The following is a 16,970-nucleotide window of genomic DNA, read 5'->3' as shown; positions in this document are numbered from 1 at the left end:
TAGAGCGAAGGGCCTTCCGGCGTTTCCGGGCACATCCCCGGGGCCGGCCGGCACGGGGCCGCCCGCCGAAGCGGACGGCCCGCGCGCCGGACCGGGGAGGTCAGCGCCCGCGCAGCTCGCGGTAGCGGGCGACCAGCGCGGCGGTGGAGCTGTCCAGCGCCTCCGTGCCCTGGCCGGTCAGCAGCACCGGCTCGATCCGCTTGGCGAGCACCTTGCCCAGCTCGACGCCCCACTGGTCGAAGGAGTCGATGTTCCAGATCGCGCCCTGGACGAACACCTTGTGCTCGTAGAGCGCGACCAGCTGGCCGAGCACCGAGGGGGTCAGCTCGCCGGCCAGCACGGTGGTGGTCGGGTGGTTGCCCCGGAAGGTCTTGTGCGGGACCAGCTCGGCCGGCACGCCCTCGGCGGCGACCTCCTCCGGCGTCCTGCCGAAGGCCAGCGCCTGGGTCTGGGCGAAGAAGTTGGCGAGCAGCAGGTCGTGCTGGGCGACCAGGCCGGGCAGCAGGTCGGCGACCGGCCGGGCGAAGCCGATGAAGTCCGCCGGGATGACCTTGGTGCCCTGGTGCAGCAGCTGGTAGTAGGCGTGCTGGCCGTTGGTGCCGGGGGTGCCCCAGACCACCGGGCCGGTCTGCCAGCCCACCGGGCGGCCGTCGCGGTCCACCGACTTGCCGTTGGACTCCATGTCCAGCTGCTGGAGGTAGGCGGTGAACTTCGACAGGTAGTGCGAGTACGGCAGCACGGCGTGCGCCTGGGCGTCGAAGAAGGCGCCGTACCAGACCCCGAGCAGGCCCAGCAGCAGCGGGACGTTCTCCTCCGGCGGGGCGGTGCGGAAGTGCTCGTCGACCAGGTGGAAGCCGTCCAGCATCTCGCGGAAGGCGTCCGGGCCGATGGCGATCATCAGCGAGAGGCCGATCGCCGAGTCGTAGGAGTAGCGACCGCCGACCCAGTCCCAGAACTCGAACATGTTGGCGGTGTCGATGCCGAAGTCGGCGACGCCCTCGGCGTTGGTGGAGAGCGCGACGAAGTGCTTGGCGACCGCGTCGGTGTCCGCGCTCAGCTCGGTGAGCAGCCAGTTCCGGGCGGAGACCGCGTTGGTGATGGTCTCGATGGTGGTGAAGGTCTTGGACGCGACGATGAAGAGCGTCTCGGCGGCGTCCAGGTCGCGGACCGCCTCGTGCAGGTCGGCGCCGTCCACGTTGGAGACGAAGCGGACGTCGAGGTCGCGCTGGGTGAAGGAGCGCAGCGCCTCGTAGGCCATCGCGGGGCCGAGGTCGGAGCCGCCGATGCCGATGTTGACGACGGTGCGGATCCGCTTGCCGGTGTGACCGCGCCACTCGCCGCCGCGGACCTGCTCGGCGAAGCCGGCCATCCTGTCGAGCACGGCGTGCACGGCCGGCACGACGTTCTCGCCGTCGACCTCCACGACGGCGCCGCGCGGGGCACGCAGCGCGGTGTGCAGGACGGCCCGCCGCTCGGTGGTGTTGATCTTCTCGCCGCGGAACATGGCGTCCCGCAGCTCGGCGACGCCGGTGGCCGCGGCCAGCTCGCGCAGCAGCGCCAGGGTCTCGTCGGTGACGAGCTGCTTGGCGTAGTCCACGTGCAGGTCGCCGACCTGGAGGGTGTAGCGGCGGCCGCGCTCCGGGTCGGCGGCGAACAGCTCGCGCAGGTGCGTGTCGCCGAACTCCTCCCGGTGCTTGGCGAGGGCGGCCCACTGCGGGGTGCGGTCCAGCGGGGTACGGGCGTCGGCACGGGTCTCCGACATCGGTGGCTCCTCGATTCGTCTGGGTGCGGATACCGGCAGGGCCAGGCGGGAGGGTTTCGCGAGGTCGTGCGGGTACCGGGGTGCGCCGACTCCGTTGACGGCCTTGCCCGAGGTCAGCCTATGCAACACCGCGACCCCGGGCGCACATTCCGCCCCCGGCGACCCGTGCCCGTTCGGACGCCCCGTCAGGCCGGGCCTGGCGTCACCGCCGCTCGGAGCGCAGGTCGAGGCCGCGCAGCACCTGGTCGACGAGTTCCGGGTCGGCGCCGGGTTCGGCACGGGCGGCCACCATCTCGCGCCGGGAGGCGGCGATCATCTCCTGTTCGACGCTCTGCGCGGCGCGCCACTGGGCGAGCCGCAGCTTGGCCTCGGAGGCCTCCTCCTCGGCGTAGTTCTCGGGGCAGAGCCGGGCCAGCCGGTCGTGCTGACGGTCCCGCAGGCGGTCGGCGACCTCGGCGGGCAGCCGGTCGGTCTCCTCCAGTTCGCCGAGCCTGCGCAGCCCGGCCTTGGCGGCCCGCCACCAGAGCTGGCGGACCTCCTGCTCGTGCCGGTCGTGGCCGAGGTCGAGCTCGAAGCGCTTGGCCAGCCAGGGCAGGGTGAGGCCCTGGACCAGCAGGGTGAAGAGCACCACGCTGAACGCGATGAAGACCAGCCGGCCGCGCTCCGGGAAGGCCTTGCCGGAGTCGAGGGTGAGCGGGATGGCCAGGGCCAGGGCGACGGTGGCGACCCCGCGCATCCCGGACCACCAGAGCAGCACGCTCTCCTGCCAGCTGATCGGGGTGTCCTCCTCGGAGCCGGAGCGCAGCTTCTGGGAGAGCCAGCCGGCCGGCAGCAGCCAGAGCAGCCGGACCACCACGACCACCGCGATCACCACGGCGGCGTCGCCGAGCATGCCGGTCCAGCCGGAGCCGGCCTCCTTGAGGACGGTGGCCAGTTCCAGGCCGATGAGGCCGAAGGCGACGCCGGTGATGAGGATCTCGACGATCTCCCAGAAGGCGTTGCCGACCAGCCGGTAGGAGACGGCGTCCGCGTCGGCGGCCCGTTCGGCGAGGTAGAGCCCGCAGACCACGACGGCGAGCACGCCGGAGCCGTGGATCTCCTCGGCCAGGCTGTAGGCGGCGAAGGGCACCAGCAGGTTGAGCGCGACCTGCTGGGTGGGGTCCTCCAGGAGGGCGGCGAGCTTGGTGTTGGCCCAGCCGAGGGCGACGCCGATGACGACGGCGAGGACCGCCGAGAGGACGAAGCGCAGCACCGCGTGGCCGGTGGAGAAGTCGCCGCCGACCACCGCGTCGATGGCCAGCGAGTAGACGACGATCGCGGTGACGTCGTTGAACAGGCCCTCGCTCTCCAGGATGGCGACCAGCCGGCGGGGCAGTCCGACGCTGCCGGCCACGGCGACCGCGGCGACCGGGTCGGGCGGGGAGACCAGGGCGCCGAGCGCGATGGCGGCGGCGATCGGCAGTCCGGGCAGCAGCCAGTGCACGGCGCCGGCCACGGCGGCGGTGGTGACCACCACCAGGGCGACGGCGAGCAGCAGGATGGAGCGGAAGTTGGCCTTGAAGTAGCGGACCGAGGAGCGCCGGGCGACGGCGAAGATCAGCGGCGGCAGGACCAGCGGCAGGATCAGCTCGGGGTCGATGGCGATGTCGGGGATCTGCGGGATCAGCGCCATGGCGATGCCCAGCAGGGTCATCAGCACCGGCTGGGGCACGCCGGTCCGGCGGGCCAGCGGCATGGTCACCACGGAGGCGAGCAGCACCAGGAAGAGCAGGGGCAGCTGGCCCACGGGAAAGGTCCTCTCGGTGGCGGGCGGGAGTGCACGGCGCGCGTGCACGAGCGGGGTGCACGGGTGTGCGGCCCGGACATGGCCCGGGCCGCCGTCAAGGATAAATCTGACAATGATCTCAACTGGGACGACACGCCGGTGAGGGGTTGACCTCAAGTGGGCTTCACCCCGCAGGATCGGGGGAACCCGAGGCTCGACAGGACCCGACAGGAGTGCCCGCGATGAAGGCAGTGACCGTCCCCCGGTTCGGCGGCCCCGAGGTACTGCGGGTGGCCGCGGTGCCCGACCCCGAGCCCGGCCCCTGCCAGGTGCGGGTGCGGGTCTACGCCGCCGGGGTGCAGCCGGTGGACCTCGCGATCCGGGAGGGGCGGTCCCCGGCCGGCATCGAACTCACCCCGGGGCTGATCCCCGGCAACGAGTTCGCCGGGGTGGTCGACCGGCTCGGGTCGGAGGTCGACGGCTGGGCCGTCGGGGACGAGGTGCTGGGCTTCCGGCTGCTCGGCTGCGCGGCCGAGCTGGTCGCGGCCGACGCCGCCCAGCTGGTGCGCAAGCCGGCCGGCATGCCCTGGGAGCACGCGGGCGCGCTGTCCGCCTCCGGACAGACCGCGCACCTCGCGCTCACCGAACTGAACGTCGGCGCGGGCGACACCGTGCTCGTGCACGGCGCCGCCGGCGGGGTCGGCACGGTCGCCGTCCAGCTGGCCCGGGCCTGGGGCGCCACGGTGATCGGCACCGCGAGCGCGCGCAACCACGGCTATCTGCGGGAGCTGGGCGCGATCCCGGTCGCGTACGGGGAGGGGCTGGTCGAGCGGGTCCGGGCGGTGGCCCCGCAGGGCGTGGACGCGGCCTTCGACGCGGCCGGGCGCGGGGCACTGGAGGCCTCCGTCGAGCTGGTCGCCGACCGGGCGCGGATCGGCACCGTGGTCGACTACCCGGTGGCCCGGCGCCTGGGCGTGCTGGGGATCCGGGGACCGCGGACGGCGGCCCGGCTGGCCGCGCTGGTCGACCTCTGGGAAGCGGGCGGGCTGCAACTGGAGATCGCCGACACCTTCCCGCTGGGGCGGACGGCCGACGCCCACCGCCTGGTCGGCACCGGGCACGTACGGGGCAAGGTCGTGCTCACCCCCTGAACCGCTCCCGGGGGCGGGCTCCGGGCCGATTGTGTGTTTCGGCCGCTGACCAGGTAAGGTCTTCCCCGTCAGCAAGCGCCGCTAGCTCAGTTGGTTAGAGCAGCTGACTCTTAATCAGCGGGTCCGGGGTTCGAGTCCCTGGCGGCGCACAGACAGTCGGAAGGCCCCTCGTGAGAGCGAGGGGCCTTCCGGCGTTTCCGGGGGCACCCGGAAACGCCGCCGTCGGCGTCTCAGTGCGGGATCCCGCCGATCAGCTCGGAGGCGCCCTGCCGCTTGAGGGCGAGGGCGGTCGCGGTGCCGAGGTCCTCCGGGCTCAGCGCACCGGCCCACTCGTGGGCGTCCAGGACCCGCTTGCCGTCCGGGGTGAAGACCCGGCCGCGCAGTGACAGCCGCCCGTCCGCCTCGGCCCGGGCGTAGCCGGCGATCGGCGAGTTGCAGTGGCCCTGCAGCACGTGCAGGAACATCCGCTCGGCGCTCGCCTCGCGCCAGGTCGGGTGGTCGCCGAGGCCGGCGACCGCGTCGATGGTGGCGGTGTCCTCGGCGCGGCACTGGAGGGCGAGGATCCCGGCACCGATCGGCGGGCACATCACCTCGATCGGCAGCACCTCGCTGATCCGCGCGGCCTCCCCGATCCGCTCCAGACCGGACAGCGCGAGCAGCAGCGCGTCGGCCTCCCCCGCCGCGAGCTTGGCCAGCCGGCTGTTGGCGTTGCCGCGCACCGGCACGCACTCCAGGTGCGGGTGGGAGGCGGCGAGCTGGGCCCGGCGGCGCACCGAGGAGGTGCCGATCCGGGTGCCGGGCGCCAGTTCGTCCAGGGTCCGGCCGCCGGGGTGGACGAGCGCGTCGCGGATGTCGTCGCGGCGCAGGTAGGCGGCGAACACGGTGCCGGCCGGCAGCGGGCGGTCCGCGGGCACGTCCTTGAGGCAGTGGACGGCGAGGTCCGCCTCACCGGCGAGCAGCGCGGCGTCCACCTCCTTGGTGAAGGCGCCCTTGCCGCCGAGCCGGGCGAGGTCGCCCATCCAGCGGTCGCCGGAGGTGGTCACCGGCACCACCTCGGTGCGCACCCGCGGGTGCAGGGCGGCGAGTTCGGCCCTGACCCGTTCGACCTGGGCGAGCGCCATCGGCGAGGAGCGGGAGACGATCCGGATCAACTCTGCGGTGGTCATTGCTGGATGATAGGCCGTCATATAGTTGGGAGCGGCGCCGGATCACCCGGCCGGCGGCGCGGCGGGGGCCGCGGGGATCCGGGCGATCACCCGCTCGGCCACCACCAGGTTGATCAGCCAGCAGGTCCAGGCGGCGCTCGCGTACGCCTGCTCGAACGGGACCCCGGCGAGGTCCATCACCGGCAGCCAGATCCGCAGCGTGGCGGCGGCCAGGATCAGCGCGAACGAGCGGGTGGCCCAGGCCCGGTGGCGCACGGCGTCGCGGCGCAGGGCGGCCCGCCAGGCCAGCGCCGAGGAGAGCAGCAGCAGGACGGCGAGCGCGGTGAAGCCGATCGGCGCGACGGGGCCGACCATTCCCGACGGCGCCAGCAGCAGACCGCCGGTGCCGGCGGCCAGGACGGCGAGCAGGTAGAGCCGGCCGGTCAGCCGGTGCAGGGCCGGGCGGCGGGTGCGCAGCCGGGGCAGGAACTGCCAGGGGCCGAGCAGGATCGCCAGCACCCCGCCGCCGACGTGCAGGGCGAGCGGGACGCGGTGGGCCAGGTAGACGGAGCGCTGCCGGTCGAGGAAGACCTCCGGGTCGAGGGTCAGGTAGCGGGCGGTGAGCAGGGCGGTGGCGAGGGCCAGCACGGTGACCGTCCACCAGCCCGCCCGGCGGGCCCGGGCGGGACGCGGTGCGGCGCGGTCGGCGGACGGGGCGGGGGCGGCTGCCGGGGCCCGGGGGCCGGGTGCGTTCATGGTCCGGACGCTACGGACCGGCGGGGCCCGCCCGCGTCCGCCCGGCGGGGTCGCCCGGACTGCCCCGCAGGGGGGTCCGGAATACCCCACCAGGGCGATGCGCGGACCGGACGGCCGTCGCTACCGTACGGCCCGGGCGCCCGCAGCACCGCGCGGCGGCCACCGCCCCGAGACCGGAGCCGCCATGAGTTCCCCGCCGTACGCCCGGGCGATCCCGGCGGCCCCGCCGCCCCGGTGGCCGCTCCCCGCGCTGCGGGCGGTGCCGGCCGACCGCTGGGACGCGGCCCTGGCCGGGGTGTTCCTGCTGGTGACGGCCGTCGAACGGATCGGCGCGGCGGACCGGCTGCACGGCGGCCTGCCGCTCGCGCTCGCCCTGGGCGCGGCGGTGGCCGTACCGCTGGCGGTGCGCCGCACCAGGCCGCTGGCCGGCTACCTGGTGGGCGCGGCGGCGCTCTCGGCGGAGTCGCTGTTCGTCCTGCCGAGCCCGGTCTCGCCGTACGCGGACCTGGTCGGCCTCTACTCGCTCGGGCTGTACGCGCCCCGGCGGCACGCCTGGCTCGGGCCGTTCGCCGCCCTGCTCGGGATGGCCGCGTACTTCGCCGGCCTCGGCCACGCCTACCCCGCCATCCCCGCCGGGGTGCTGTTCCTCTGGCTGCTCGCCTGGGCGGTCGGCTACGGGGCGGCCCGGCGGGCCGAGCAGCGCGAGAGCGACCGGCTGCTGCTGCACCGGGAGGTGGTCGCCGAGGAGCGGGCCCGGCTGGCCCGGGAACTGCACGACTCGGTGGGCCACACCCTGAACGTGGTGCTGGTCCAGGCCGGAGCCGCCCGCCGGCTGCTCGACCGGGAACCGGAGCGCACCCGGGAGCTGCTGCACGGGATGGAGAACACCGGGCGGGAGGCGCTCGACGACCTCGACCGGGTGCTCGGCCTGCTGCGCCGCGGCGCACGCGAGCAGGACGCGCAGGGCGCGGCGCCGCAGCCCGGGATCGCCGACCTGGAGCGGCTGGCCGAACGGCTCGGCCGGGCCGGGCTGCGGGTGCGGACGCGGATCGACCCGGCGGCCCGGCGGGTGCCGCGCAGCCTGGACGTCTCGGCGTACCGGATCGTCCAGGAGGCGCTCACCAACACGGTCAAGCACGCGGGCGCCCGGACCGTCGGGGTCACCGTGCGGTGCGCCGCCGGGCGGCTGACCGTCGAGGTGTGCGACGACGGGCGGGGCGTGCCCGCCGGGTACGCGCCCGGCCGCGGGCTGCTGGGCGTGGCCGAGCGGGTCTCGGTCCTCGGCGGCCGGGTCGAGCACGGGCCGGGCGAGCCGGGCGGGTTCCGGCTGCGCGCCGAGCTTCCCGTCCCGTGACGGCGGCGACGGGGGCGGCGGCGACGGGCCCGGCGGCACAGGGGCCCGGGGCACCGGACCCGGCCGGCGGACGGGTGCGCGTCGTGGTGGCCGACGACGACGCGCTGCTGCGCGCCGGGGTCTGCCTGGTACTGGGGACCGACGACCGGATCGAGGTGGTCGGCGAGGCGGCGGACGGGACGGCGGCCGTCGCCCGGTGCCGGGAGCTGCTGCCGGACGTGGTGCTGATGGACGTCCGGATGCCCGGCATCGACGGGGTGGAGGCGACCCGGCGGATCACCGCCGCCGGGCTGCCCACCCGGGTGCTGGTGCTGACCACCTTCCACCACGACGACTACGTCTGGGGCGCGCTGCGTGCCGGGGCGGCCGGCTTCCTGCTGAAGCGGGCCTCGGCCGAGCGGCTCATCGACGCGGTGCACACCCTGGCCGCCGGCGAGTCCGTGCTGGACCCGGCGGTCACCCGGGACCTGGTCGCCCAGGTGGTCGGCCGGGGCGGCGGTCGGCCCCCGCCGGAGCCGGAGGACATCCGGCTCGCGCAGCTGACGGCGCGCGAGCGGGAGGTGCTGCGGCTGGCGGCCGAGGGGCGGTCCAACCGGGAGATCGCCGCGCTGCTGGTGCTCGCCGAGTCGACGGTGAAGACCCACATGAAGCGGATCCTGGCGAAGACCGACGCCCGCGACCGGGCGCAGGCGGTGGCCATCTCCTACCGGGGCGGGCTGATGCCGCCCCGGGATCCGCAGGCCGGGTTCTGAGGACGCCGGTCACCGCGGACACCGCCCATCGGGTCATCGGCTCATCGGGTCATCGGCTCATCGGTCGGGGCCCGACCGACGGGCCGGGAAGCCGTGGGTGCGGGCGGCGAGGACGAGGGCGAGGACAGGCAGCAGCAGGAGCAGCACGGCCCACGGGAAGGAGCCGGTGCCGAGCCGGTCGAGCAGCAGGCCGCCGGCCACTCCCCCGCCGGCCATCGCCGCGTTCCACAGCGTGACCAGCATCGCCTGCGCCGCGTCCGCCTGCTCGCCGCCCGCGTCGCCGGCGGCGGTCTGCAGCAGGGTCGGGACGCCGCCCCAGCCGAGCCCCCAGAGCACGGCGGCGGCGTACACGGCGGCGGGGCTGCCGGACGCCAGCCCGAGCACCGCCGCCGCGGCGGCGACCAGCAGGGTCGAGGCGAGGGTGAGCGCGCGCAGCCGGCGGTGGATGTGCGCGCCGGTGAACCAGATGCCCACCAGCGAGGCCGCACCGAAGGCGAGCAGCACGACGCCGGTGACGCCGCCCATGCCGCGCCGGTCGAGGAAGGGCGCGATGTAGGTGTAGAGGACGGTGTGGGCGAGGACGAAGACGAAGGTGACGGCGAGCACGGGGGTGACCCCGGGGACGGCGAGGGCGCGCAGCACCGGGGTCCGTTGGCCGCGGGCCCGGCCGGGCACCTCGGGGACGGCGGCGGCGATCCAGCCGGTCACCCCGAGGGCGGCCACGGTCATCAGCAGGAAGGCCACCCACCAGCCCAGCACCTTGCCGAGGAAGGTCCCGGCGGGTACGCCCAGCGACAGGGCTAGCGGCGCGCCGGCCATCGCGACGGCGATGGCCCGGCCCTGCAGCTCGGGCGGCGCGAGCCGGCGGGCGTATCCGGCGAGCAGCGCCCAGGCGAGGCCGGCGGCGACCCCGGCGACGAAGCGGGCGGCCATGGTGAGCGGGTAGTCGGTGGACAGCGCGGTGACGGTGTTGGCGGCGGCGAAGCCGAGCATCGCGGTGAGCAGCAGGCGCCGCCGGCCCCAGCCGGCGGTGGCCGCGGTGAGCGGCACGGCGGTGACGGCGGTGCCGAGGGCGTAGACGGTGACGGCCTGGCCCATGGCGGACTCGCCGACGCCGAGGTCGGCGCTCATGGCGGGCAGGACGCCGGCCGGCAGGGTCTCGGTGAGGGCGGTGACGAAGACGGCGGTGGCGAGGGCGAGGAGGGCGGGCAGGGGCAGGGCGGCCGGCCGCTCGGGAGCGGCGGGCGGCAGTGGCCGGTCGGTGGTCCGTGTGGAGGTCCGCATGGCCGTTATGCTCAAACGCTCACATTGATGTGAGGGTCAACGCGACCGGTTGTGAGGTGGGCCACATGCGGATCGGGGAGCTGTCCGAGCGGACCGGGGCGTCCCGCCGGCTGCTGCGCTACTACGAGGAGCAGGGGCTGATCGCGGCCGGGCGCTGCGCGAACGGCTACCGCGCGTACGACGACTCGACGGTGGACCGGGTGCTGCAGATCCGCGGGCTGCTCGACGCGGGGCTGCCGACCCGGATCATCAAACAGATCCTGCCCTGTCTCAGCAAGCCCCGGACGATCCACTTCGAGGACGCCACACCGGAGATGATCGCCACCCTGGAGCAGGAGCTGGCGGGGATGAGCGCGCGGATCGCCTGTCTGACCCGCAACCGGGACGCCATCGCGCAGTACCTGGCGGAGGTGCGGGTGGACCGCTGAGCGACGGGTTCGGGCCCGTCGCCCAGCGGTCGGCGCGTCGGTTCCGGCCGGTCGTCGGACCCGTCGGGGCCGTCGGACCCGCCGGACCGTCAGCGGCGGAAGTAGGAGTCGAAGTTCTTCGAGAACTCCCGGCCGCCGAACTGGTCCCAGTTGATCGACCAGGTCATCAGACCGCGCAGGTTGGGCTGGGCGCCCGCCTTCGGGACGTAGCTGCCGCAGTTGGCCAGCTTGGTGAGGCAGTCCAGGGCCTTGTTGACCTCGGCCGGGGCGACGTAGCCGTTGCCGGCGTTGGTGGTGGCCGGCATGCCGATGGCGACCTTGGACGCGGGCAGCGCCGGGAAGACGTTGTTGGTGTTGCCCGCCACCGGGAAGCCCTTGAGCAGCATGTCGGTCATCGCGACGTGGAAGTCGGCGCCGCCCATCGAGTGGTACTGGTTGTCCAGGCCCATGATGGAGCCGGAGTTGTAGTCCTGGACGTGCAGCAGGGTCAGGTCGTCGCGCAGCGCGTGGATGACCGGCAGGTAGGCGCCGGCCCGCGGGTCCTGGCCGCCCCAGGGGCCGGAGCCGTAGTACTGGTAGCCGAGCTGGACGAAGAAGGTCTCCGGGGCCATGGTCAGCACGAAGTTCGGGCCGTACTTGGCCTTGAGCGTCTTGATCGCGGAGATCAGGTTGACGATGACCGGGCTGGTCGGGTTCTTGAAGTCGGTGTCGCCGGTCTGGAGCGACAGCGAGTGGCCCTCGAAGTCGATGTCCAGGCCGTCCAGGCCCCACTTGTCGATGATCGCCGAGACGGAGCTGACGAAGGCGTCCCGGGCGGCGGTGGTGGTGAGCTGGACCTGGCCGTTCTGGCCGCCGATCGAGATCAGCACCTTCTTGCCCTTGGCGCGCTTGGCGGCGATGGCCGCCTTGAAGTCGGCGTCGGACTCGACGGTCGGGCACTCGGTGGCCGGGCAGCGGTTGAACCGGATGTCGCCGGAGGTCACCGAGGTCGGCTCGCCGAAGGAGAGGTTGATGAAGTCCCAGGAGTCGGGGACGTCGGCCATCCTGGTGTAGCCGGCGCCGTTGGCGAAGCTGGCGTGCAGGTAGCCGACCAGGGCCTTGGAGCCGGCCGGCGGCGTGGTGGGGGTGCCGGTGGGCGTCTCGGTCGGGGTCACGGTGGGCGTGACCGTGGGCGTCTCGGTCGGGGTCACCGTGGGGGTGACGGTCGGGGTCACCGTGGGCGTGGCGGTCGGGCTGGGCGCGCCGGGGCCGTCCAGCGAGACGTCGTCCGCGTAGTAGGTGCCCTGGCCGTACCAGCCGTGGGTGTAGACGGTGGCGCTGGTCTGGGTGGCGCCGGTGGTGAAGCTGACGCTCAGCTTCTGGTAGGCGCCGCCGGTGCCGGGCGACCAGGTCGAGGTGCCGCCGTCCACGCCGAGGTAGACGTACGAGCCCTTGAGGTAGGCGCTGAGCGTGTAGGTGGTGTTGGGCGCGACCGTGACGGTCTGCGCGCAGCGGGCGGTGTCGCTCGCCGAGGCGGCCGCGGCCAGCGCGTAGCTGCCGCCGTGGGCCTGGCCGGTGACGACGCTGCCGGTGCCGGCGGAGCAGCTCCACGGGCCGAGGGAGCCGCTCTCGAAGCCGCCGTTGACCAGGAACTCGCCGGCCGAGGCGCTGGGCGCCAGGCCCAGGGTGAGGCCGACCATGGTGGCCGCGGCGACGGCCGAGGCGGTGCCGGCGGCCAGCGCGGTGCGCGAGCGGCGGCGGGGGGCCGCGGGGGCCGGGGGGACAGGGGTTCTGCGCATGTGGGGGACTCCTTGCGGAGGGCGCGGTCGTGGGGGTGTCCGGGCATGCCTGGGCGCGCACCGGTGGTGGGGGAACGGCGCGGCCGGGCAGCTGAGTTGGACTAGACCACTGAAGTGGATTCGGCCGTACGGTGTCAATGGTCCAGACCGGTTCCGGCCCCGGGAGCGGCGAGTGGGGGGCGCTTCCGGTTGCCGCGCGTGACGCCCCGTCGAAGCATGGAGGGGTGACGTCGTCCGGCTACCTCCGCTACCCCCACCTGCGCGGGGGCCTGCTGACGTTCACCGCCGAGGACGACGTCTGGATCGCCCCGCTGGACGCCGCGGCCGCCGCCACCGGCCGGGCCTGGCGGGTCAGCTGCGACCGCACGCGGGTCAGCCACCCCCGGCTCTCCCCCGACGGCGGCACCCTCGCCTGGACCGCCTGGCAGAGCCTGGCCCCCGAGATCTGGACCGCCCCCGTCGACGGCGGCGAGGCCGTGCGGCTCAGCCACTGGGGCAGCCAGGACACCCGGCTGCGCGGCTGGCTGCCGGACGGCGAGCTGCTCGCCGTGACCTCCTACCACGAGCCCTTCGGCCACTACACCTGGGCGCACGCCCTGCCCCCCGACGGCCGCCCCACCCGCCGGATGCCCTGGGGGCCGGTCGGCGACGCCCAGGTCGGCCCGGCCCACACCGTGCTGCTCACCGGCGCCGCCCCGCACGAGCCCGCCGCCTGGAAGCGCTACCGGGGCGGCGCCACCGGCCGGCTCTGGGTGGACGGCGAGCAGATCCTCGACGGCCTGCCCGGGCACCTCGCCTCCCCCATGCCGGTCACCTGCGCCGACGGCGAGCGGATCGCCTTCCTCAGCGACCACGAGGGCGTCGGCAACCTCTACTCCTGCCGCCCCGACGGCACCGGTCTGCGCCGGCACACCGACCACGCCTCCTACTACGCCCGCGAGGCCGCCGGCGACGGCGTGCGGATCGTCTACCAGCACGCCGGCGACCTCTGGCTGCTCGACGGCCTGGACGCGCCCGCCCCGCGCCGGCTGCACGTCCCGCTCGGCGGCGCCCGGGCCGGCCGGCGCCCCTACCAGGTGAGCGCCGCCTCGCACGTCAAGGACCTCGCCTGCGACGCCACCGGCCGGGCCGGGGTGGTCACCGTGCGCGGCAGCCAGTACTGGCTCACCCACCGCGACGGCCCCGCCCGGGCGCTCGCCGACACCCCCGGCGTGCGCACCCGGCTGCCCGTCGTGCTCGGCCGCACCGGCGAGGCCGCCTGGATCACCGACGCCGAGGGCGAGGACGCGATCGAGATCGTGCCGCTGCCCGGCCACGAGCGCGCCCCCTCCCAGCACGGCCGCCGGACGGTCGCCGCCGGGCGGATCGGCCGCGTCCTGGAACTCACCGCCGCCCCCGACGGCGCCCACCTCGCGGCCACCACCTCCGACGGCCGGCTGCTGCTGGTCACCGCCGTCGAGGGCGCCGTGCGCGAACTCGCCGCCTCCGGCCACGGGCCGGTCACCAGCGCCCGCTTCTCCCCCGACTCGCACTGGGTCGCCTGGTCGCAGCCGGCCGCCGGCCGCTCCCTGCGCCGGATCCGGCTCACCCGGGTCGACGCCTCCGTGCCGGTCGTGGACGTCACCGACGGCCGCTTCGAGGACGAGCAGCCCGTCTTCACCCGGGACGGCCGCTACCTCGTCTTCCTCTCCTGGCGCGGCTTCGACCCCGTGCACGACGTGCACACCGGCGACCTCTCCTTCCCGCTCGGCTGCCGCCCCTACCTCGTCCCGCTCACCGCCGCCACGCCCTCCCCGTTCGCCGCCCCCGCCGAGGACGCCGCCCCGCACGGCGACGGCGGCGGCGACGGCACCGTCGAGGTGGAGGCCGAGGGCATCGGCGAGCGGCTGATCCCGTTCCCGGTGCTCGCCGGCAAGTACTCGGCCACCGACGCCGTGCGCGGCGGGCTGCTCTGGCTGCGCTGGCCGATCTCCGGCGTCCTCGGGCAGACCTTCACCAATCCCGACGACACCTCCGGGCGCCCCGCGCTGGAGCACTTCGACCTGGTCCGCGGCTCCCGCTCCACGCTCGCCGACCGGCTCGACGGCTACGCGGTCTCCGGGGACGGCGGCTCGGTGGCCGTCTACTCGGCCGGCACCCTGCGGATCGTCCCGGTCGGCGCGCCGTCCGCCGGCACCACCGTCGACCTGCGGCGGATCACCCACACCGTGCACCCGGCCGCCGAGTGGCACCAGGCCTACGCGGAGGCCGCCCGGATCGTGCGCGACCAGTTCTGGGACGCGGGCATGTCCGGACTGGACTGGCCCGCCCTGGTCGCCCAGTACGAACCGCTGCTGGAGCGGATCGCCGGCCCCGACGACTTCGCCGACCTGCTGCGCGAACTGCTCGGCGAACTCGGCACCTCGCACGCCTACGTCACCCCGGCCCGGCGCGGCGAGGGGCCCGCGCTCGCCCAGCTGCCGCTCGGCCTGCTCGGCGCCGACGCCCACCGCTCCCCCGACGGGCGCTGGCTGTTCGACCGGATCCTGCCCGGCGAGTCCTCCGACCCGCGCGCCCGCGCCCCGCTCGCCACCCACGGCGTGCGCGGCGGCGACGAACTGCTCGCCGTCGCCGGGCGGCCCGTCGACCCGGTGCGCGGACCGCTGCCGCTGCTCGCCGGCACCGGCGGGACCAGCGTCGAACTCACCCTGCGCCGGGGCGGCCCGGACGGGCCCCTGCGCCGGATCACCGTCACCCCGCTCACCGACGAACGGGCCATCCGCTACCAGGACTGGGTGGCCAAACGACGCGCCCTGGTCCGGGAGTTCGGCGACAGCCGGTGCGGCTACCTGCACATCCCGGACCTCGGCGGCTCCGGCTGGGCGCAGTTCAACCGGGACGTGCGGCGGGAGCTGGACAAGCCCGCGCTGGTCCTGGACGTGCGCGGCAACGCCGGCGGCAACGTCTCCGAACTGGTCCTGGAGAAGCTCACCCGGCGGGTCCTGGCCTGGGACTTCAGCCGCGGCCGGGAACCCGTGCGGTGGCCGCGCGACGCGCCGCGCGGGCCGGTGGTGGCGCTCGCCGACGAGGCCACCAGCTCGGACGGCGACGTCGTCATCGCCGCCATCCGGCTGCTCGGCCTCGGCCCGGTGGTCGGCGCCCGGACCTGGGGCGGGGTGGTCGGCATGACCGGACGCCACCAGCTCGGTGACGGGACGCAGATCTCGGTGCCGAAGAACGCCTCGTGGTTCACCGGCGGACTCGGCTGGACGGTGGAGAACCGGGGGGTCGAACCGGACGTGCACGTGCTCCGCACGCCCCGGGACTGGGCCACGGGGCGGCACCCGGAGCTGGTCACGGCGGTGCGGCTGGCGCTGGAGCTGCTGGACGACCTTCCGGCCGCCGTCCCGCCACCGCCGGACACGCCGCGGCCGGACCTGCGGCGGCCCCCGCTGCCGCCGCGGGAGCGGTGAGCGCGGGGGCAGCGGGGGCAACGGGAGCGCCCTCGGAGGTCAGCCCCAGGGGTCGCCCTCGGAGGTCATGTCCTGGCGGGCGCGCTCCTCGGCCTCCCGCTCGCCGACCGCGGAGGCCTCCTGGGCCTCGCGGGTCTTCTCCGCCTCGGCGCTGAAGGCGTCGGCGGCCTCGTCGTGGGCCAGGGCGGCCCGCTGGGCGGCGTCGGTCCGCGCGGTGGTGTCCTGTTCGGCGCTGCCGCCGAGCGAGGACCTGCTCTCCTCGGCGGTGTGCTGCGTCCTGTGGCGGAACCTGTCGAAGATGCCCATGACTCCTCCTGCGGGCGAATTCCGGACTGCCCCCACTCTCACACCGCCGCCGCCCACCCGCACCCGCTGCCCGGCCCGGGGGCGCGGGCCGCGGCGCCGGGTGCGGGCGTCGATTGAGCCGTTGGTCCCTGGTCGCGGGCGCCGAAAGGCCGTAGCCGGTTCGGTCGGGGCAGGAGGAGGGTGGAGACCGTCAGCCGGTCCCGATCCCACCCCTGGAGCCCGCCGTGACCGTCGCCGCCCGCCCCCGCGTCCCCCGTCCGAGCGAGGAACTGCACGGCGGACCGCGCCGACTGGTCGGATCGCTGGCCGCGCTCGACGGACGGCAGGCCGGCGTCCACGACCTGCTGCTGATGCAGTGCCCCAGCTCGCTGCGCCCGCTCGGCGGCGGCCCGCTGCCGGACTGGGCGCGCCAGGTGCTGCGCGCGCACCCCTGGGTGACCGTCGGACGGGCGCCGGCCGTGGCGGGCACCCCCGCGGACACCCCGCACCCCGTGCGCTGCACCCGGGACGTGTCGGCCGCGCCGGAGACCTGGCTGCCGGTGACGGTGCGCGGACCCCTGCGCGGGCAGCGGCTGGACGCGCTGGCACCCCGGTCGGCGGTGGCCCGGATGCTGCGCCCCGAGCAGTTGCCGGGACGGCTCTCCCTGCTGTCGCCCGAGCGGGTGGCGGCGATCCCCGCGCTGACGGTGCTGCCGCTCGCCGGGCAGCTGATCGCCGACCACCGGCTGGCCTGGGGGCCGATCGGCGCGATCGGCTACGAGCTGGCCACCGGCGAACCGGTGGCCGGCCCGCTGAGCCCGCTGCGGCTGGTGCTGCGCGCCCCGCAGCCGGTGAGCCGGCGCGACGCGCTGCACCTGCGGCGGGCGCTCAGCCGGCTGCGGGTGCCGGTCCAGGCCGAGCTGGAGACCCGGCACGGCGCGGTGCTGCTGGCCGAGTACGCGGCCTCGCCGCTGACGCTGACCCTGCTCACGCCGGACGGGCCCCGGGAGGTCCACGACCCGTGGTTCCCCCGGGGCCGGTGAGCCCGCGACGCGCTC

At 75.4% G+C, this 16,970-nt stretch carries 13 protein-coding genes and 1 tRNA gene; 7 read left to right on the top strand and 7 right to left on the bottom strand.

Translation table 11 applies throughout. The features are described from left to right. Window positions 1-100: 100 nt before the first annotated feature. Together pgi and ACFVUH_RS29135 are read right to left on the bottom strand one after the other, a co-directional pair. Complete coding sequence (gene pgi / locus ACFVUH_RS29140) at window positions 101-1,762, bottom strand: glucose-6-phosphate isomerase (RefSeq protein WP_387916267.1); 1,662 nt, start codon at window positions 1,760-1,762, stop codon at window positions 101-103. A gap of 202 nt (window positions 1,763-1,964) precedes the next feature. Continuing rightward, window positions 1,965-3,548, bottom strand: coding sequence for a Na+/H+ antiporter (locus ACFVUH_RS29135; RefSeq protein WP_355370106.1), 1,584 nt, complete (start codon window positions 3,546-3,548; stop codon window positions 1,965-1,967). A 221-nt stretch (window positions 3,549-3,769) separates the two neighbouring features. Here ACFVUH_RS29135 and ACFVUH_RS29130 point away from each other — a divergent pair, with 221 nt between their 5' ends. Continuing rightward, window positions 3,770-4,678 (top strand): NADP-dependent oxidoreductase, encoded by a 909-nt coding sequence (locus ACFVUH_RS29130; protein ID WP_387916265.1) that lies wholly within the window; start codon window positions 3,770-3,772, stop codon window positions 4,676-4,678. 75 nt (window positions 4,679-4,753) lie between these two features. Then, window positions 4,754-4,827: transfer RNA gene (locus ACFVUH_RS29125), tRNA-Lys, on the top strand. 81 nt (window positions 4,828-4,908) lie between these two features. Here the strand turns inward: ACFVUH_RS29125 and hemC are convergent. Then, entirely contained in the window at window positions 4,909-5,844 is a 936-nt protein-coding gene (hemC, locus tag ACFVUH_RS29120; protein ID WP_355370102.1) for a hydroxymethylbilane synthase, read from the bottom strand. A gap of 42 nt (window positions 5,845-5,886) precedes the next feature. Then, a complete protein-coding gene (locus tag ACFVUH_RS29115) occupies window positions 5,887-6,579 on the bottom strand; it encodes a DUF2306 domain-containing protein (protein ID WP_387916263.1) in 693 nt (230 codons plus the stop codon). A 184-nt stretch (window positions 6,580-6,763) separates the two neighbouring features. Here ACFVUH_RS29115 and ACFVUH_RS29110 point away from each other — a divergent pair, with 184 nt between their 5' ends. Further along, entirely contained in the window at window positions 6,764-7,933 is a 1,170-nt protein-coding gene (locus ACFVUH_RS29110; RefSeq protein WP_387916262.1) for a sensor histidine kinase, read from the top strand. Between the two features lie 83 nt (window positions 7,934-8,016). Continuing rightward, the gene (locus tag ACFVUH_RS29105; RefSeq protein WP_387916260.1) at window positions 8,017-8,685 is read left to right on the top strand and encodes a response regulator; all 669 of its coding nucleotides are present in this window, start codon (window positions 8,017-8,019) and stop codon (window positions 8,683-8,685) included. Between the two features lie 57 nt (window positions 8,686-8,742). On the opposite strand, the gene ACFVUH_RS29100 is transcribed toward ACFVUH_RS29105, so the two are convergent. Beyond that, window positions 8,743-9,969, bottom strand: a complete 1,227-nt coding sequence (locus ACFVUH_RS29100; RefSeq protein ID WP_387916258.1) for an MFS transporter — start codon at window positions 9,967-9,969, stop codon at window positions 8,743-8,745. Window positions 9,970-10,034: 65 nt separating this feature from the next. On the opposite strand from ACFVUH_RS29100, the gene ACFVUH_RS29095 reads away from it, so the two are divergent. Further along, window positions 10,035-10,397, top strand: coding sequence for a MerR family transcriptional regulator (locus ACFVUH_RS29095; protein WP_355370094.1), 363 nt, complete (start codon window positions 10,035-10,037; stop codon window positions 10,395-10,397). Between the two features lie 89 nt (window positions 10,398-10,486). Here the strand turns inward: ACFVUH_RS29095 and ACFVUH_RS29090 are convergent, their stop codons facing one another. After that, window positions 10,487-12,175 (bottom strand): chitinase, encoded by a 1,689-nt coding sequence (locus ACFVUH_RS29090; RefSeq protein WP_387916256.1) that lies wholly within the window; start codon window positions 12,173-12,175, stop codon window positions 10,487-10,489. 224 nt (window positions 12,176-12,399) lie between these two features. Between ACFVUH_RS29090 and ACFVUH_RS29085 the strand changes: the two genes are divergently transcribed. Beyond that, complete coding sequence (locus ACFVUH_RS29085; protein WP_387916255.1) at window positions 12,400-15,627, top strand: S41 family peptidase; 3,228 nt, start codon at window positions 12,400-12,402, stop codon at window positions 15,625-15,627. Between the two features lie 39 nt (window positions 15,628-15,666). Here ACFVUH_RS29085 and ACFVUH_RS29080 read toward each other — a convergent pair whose 3' ends face one another. Continuing rightward, window positions 15,667-15,933: a hypothetical protein gene (locus tag ACFVUH_RS29080; RefSeq protein WP_355370090.1), complete on the bottom strand. Its 267-nt coding sequence runs from the start codon at window positions 15,931-15,933 to the stop codon at window positions 15,667-15,669. Between the two features lie 224 nt (window positions 15,934-16,157). On the opposite strand from ACFVUH_RS29080, the gene ACFVUH_RS29075 reads away from it, so the two are divergent. Next, window positions 16,158-16,955 carry a phosphoribosyl-dephospho-CoA transferase MdcG domain-containing protein gene (locus ACFVUH_RS29075; RefSeq protein WP_380681962.1) on the top strand — a complete coding sequence of 266 codons (798 nt, stop codon included), beginning with the start codon at window positions 16,158-16,160 and terminating at the stop codon, window positions 16,953-16,955. Window positions 16,956-16,970: the final 15 nt, after the last annotated feature.

The sequence above is a fragment of the Kitasatospora sp. NPDC058032 genome, assembly GCF_042885845.1.
GTDB lineage: Bacteria > Actinomycetota > Actinomycetes > Streptomycetales > Streptomycetaceae > Kitasatospora.
The sequence above is the reverse complement of the archived record's forward strand: the minus strand, read 5'-3'. Positions and strand labels throughout refer to the sequence as shown.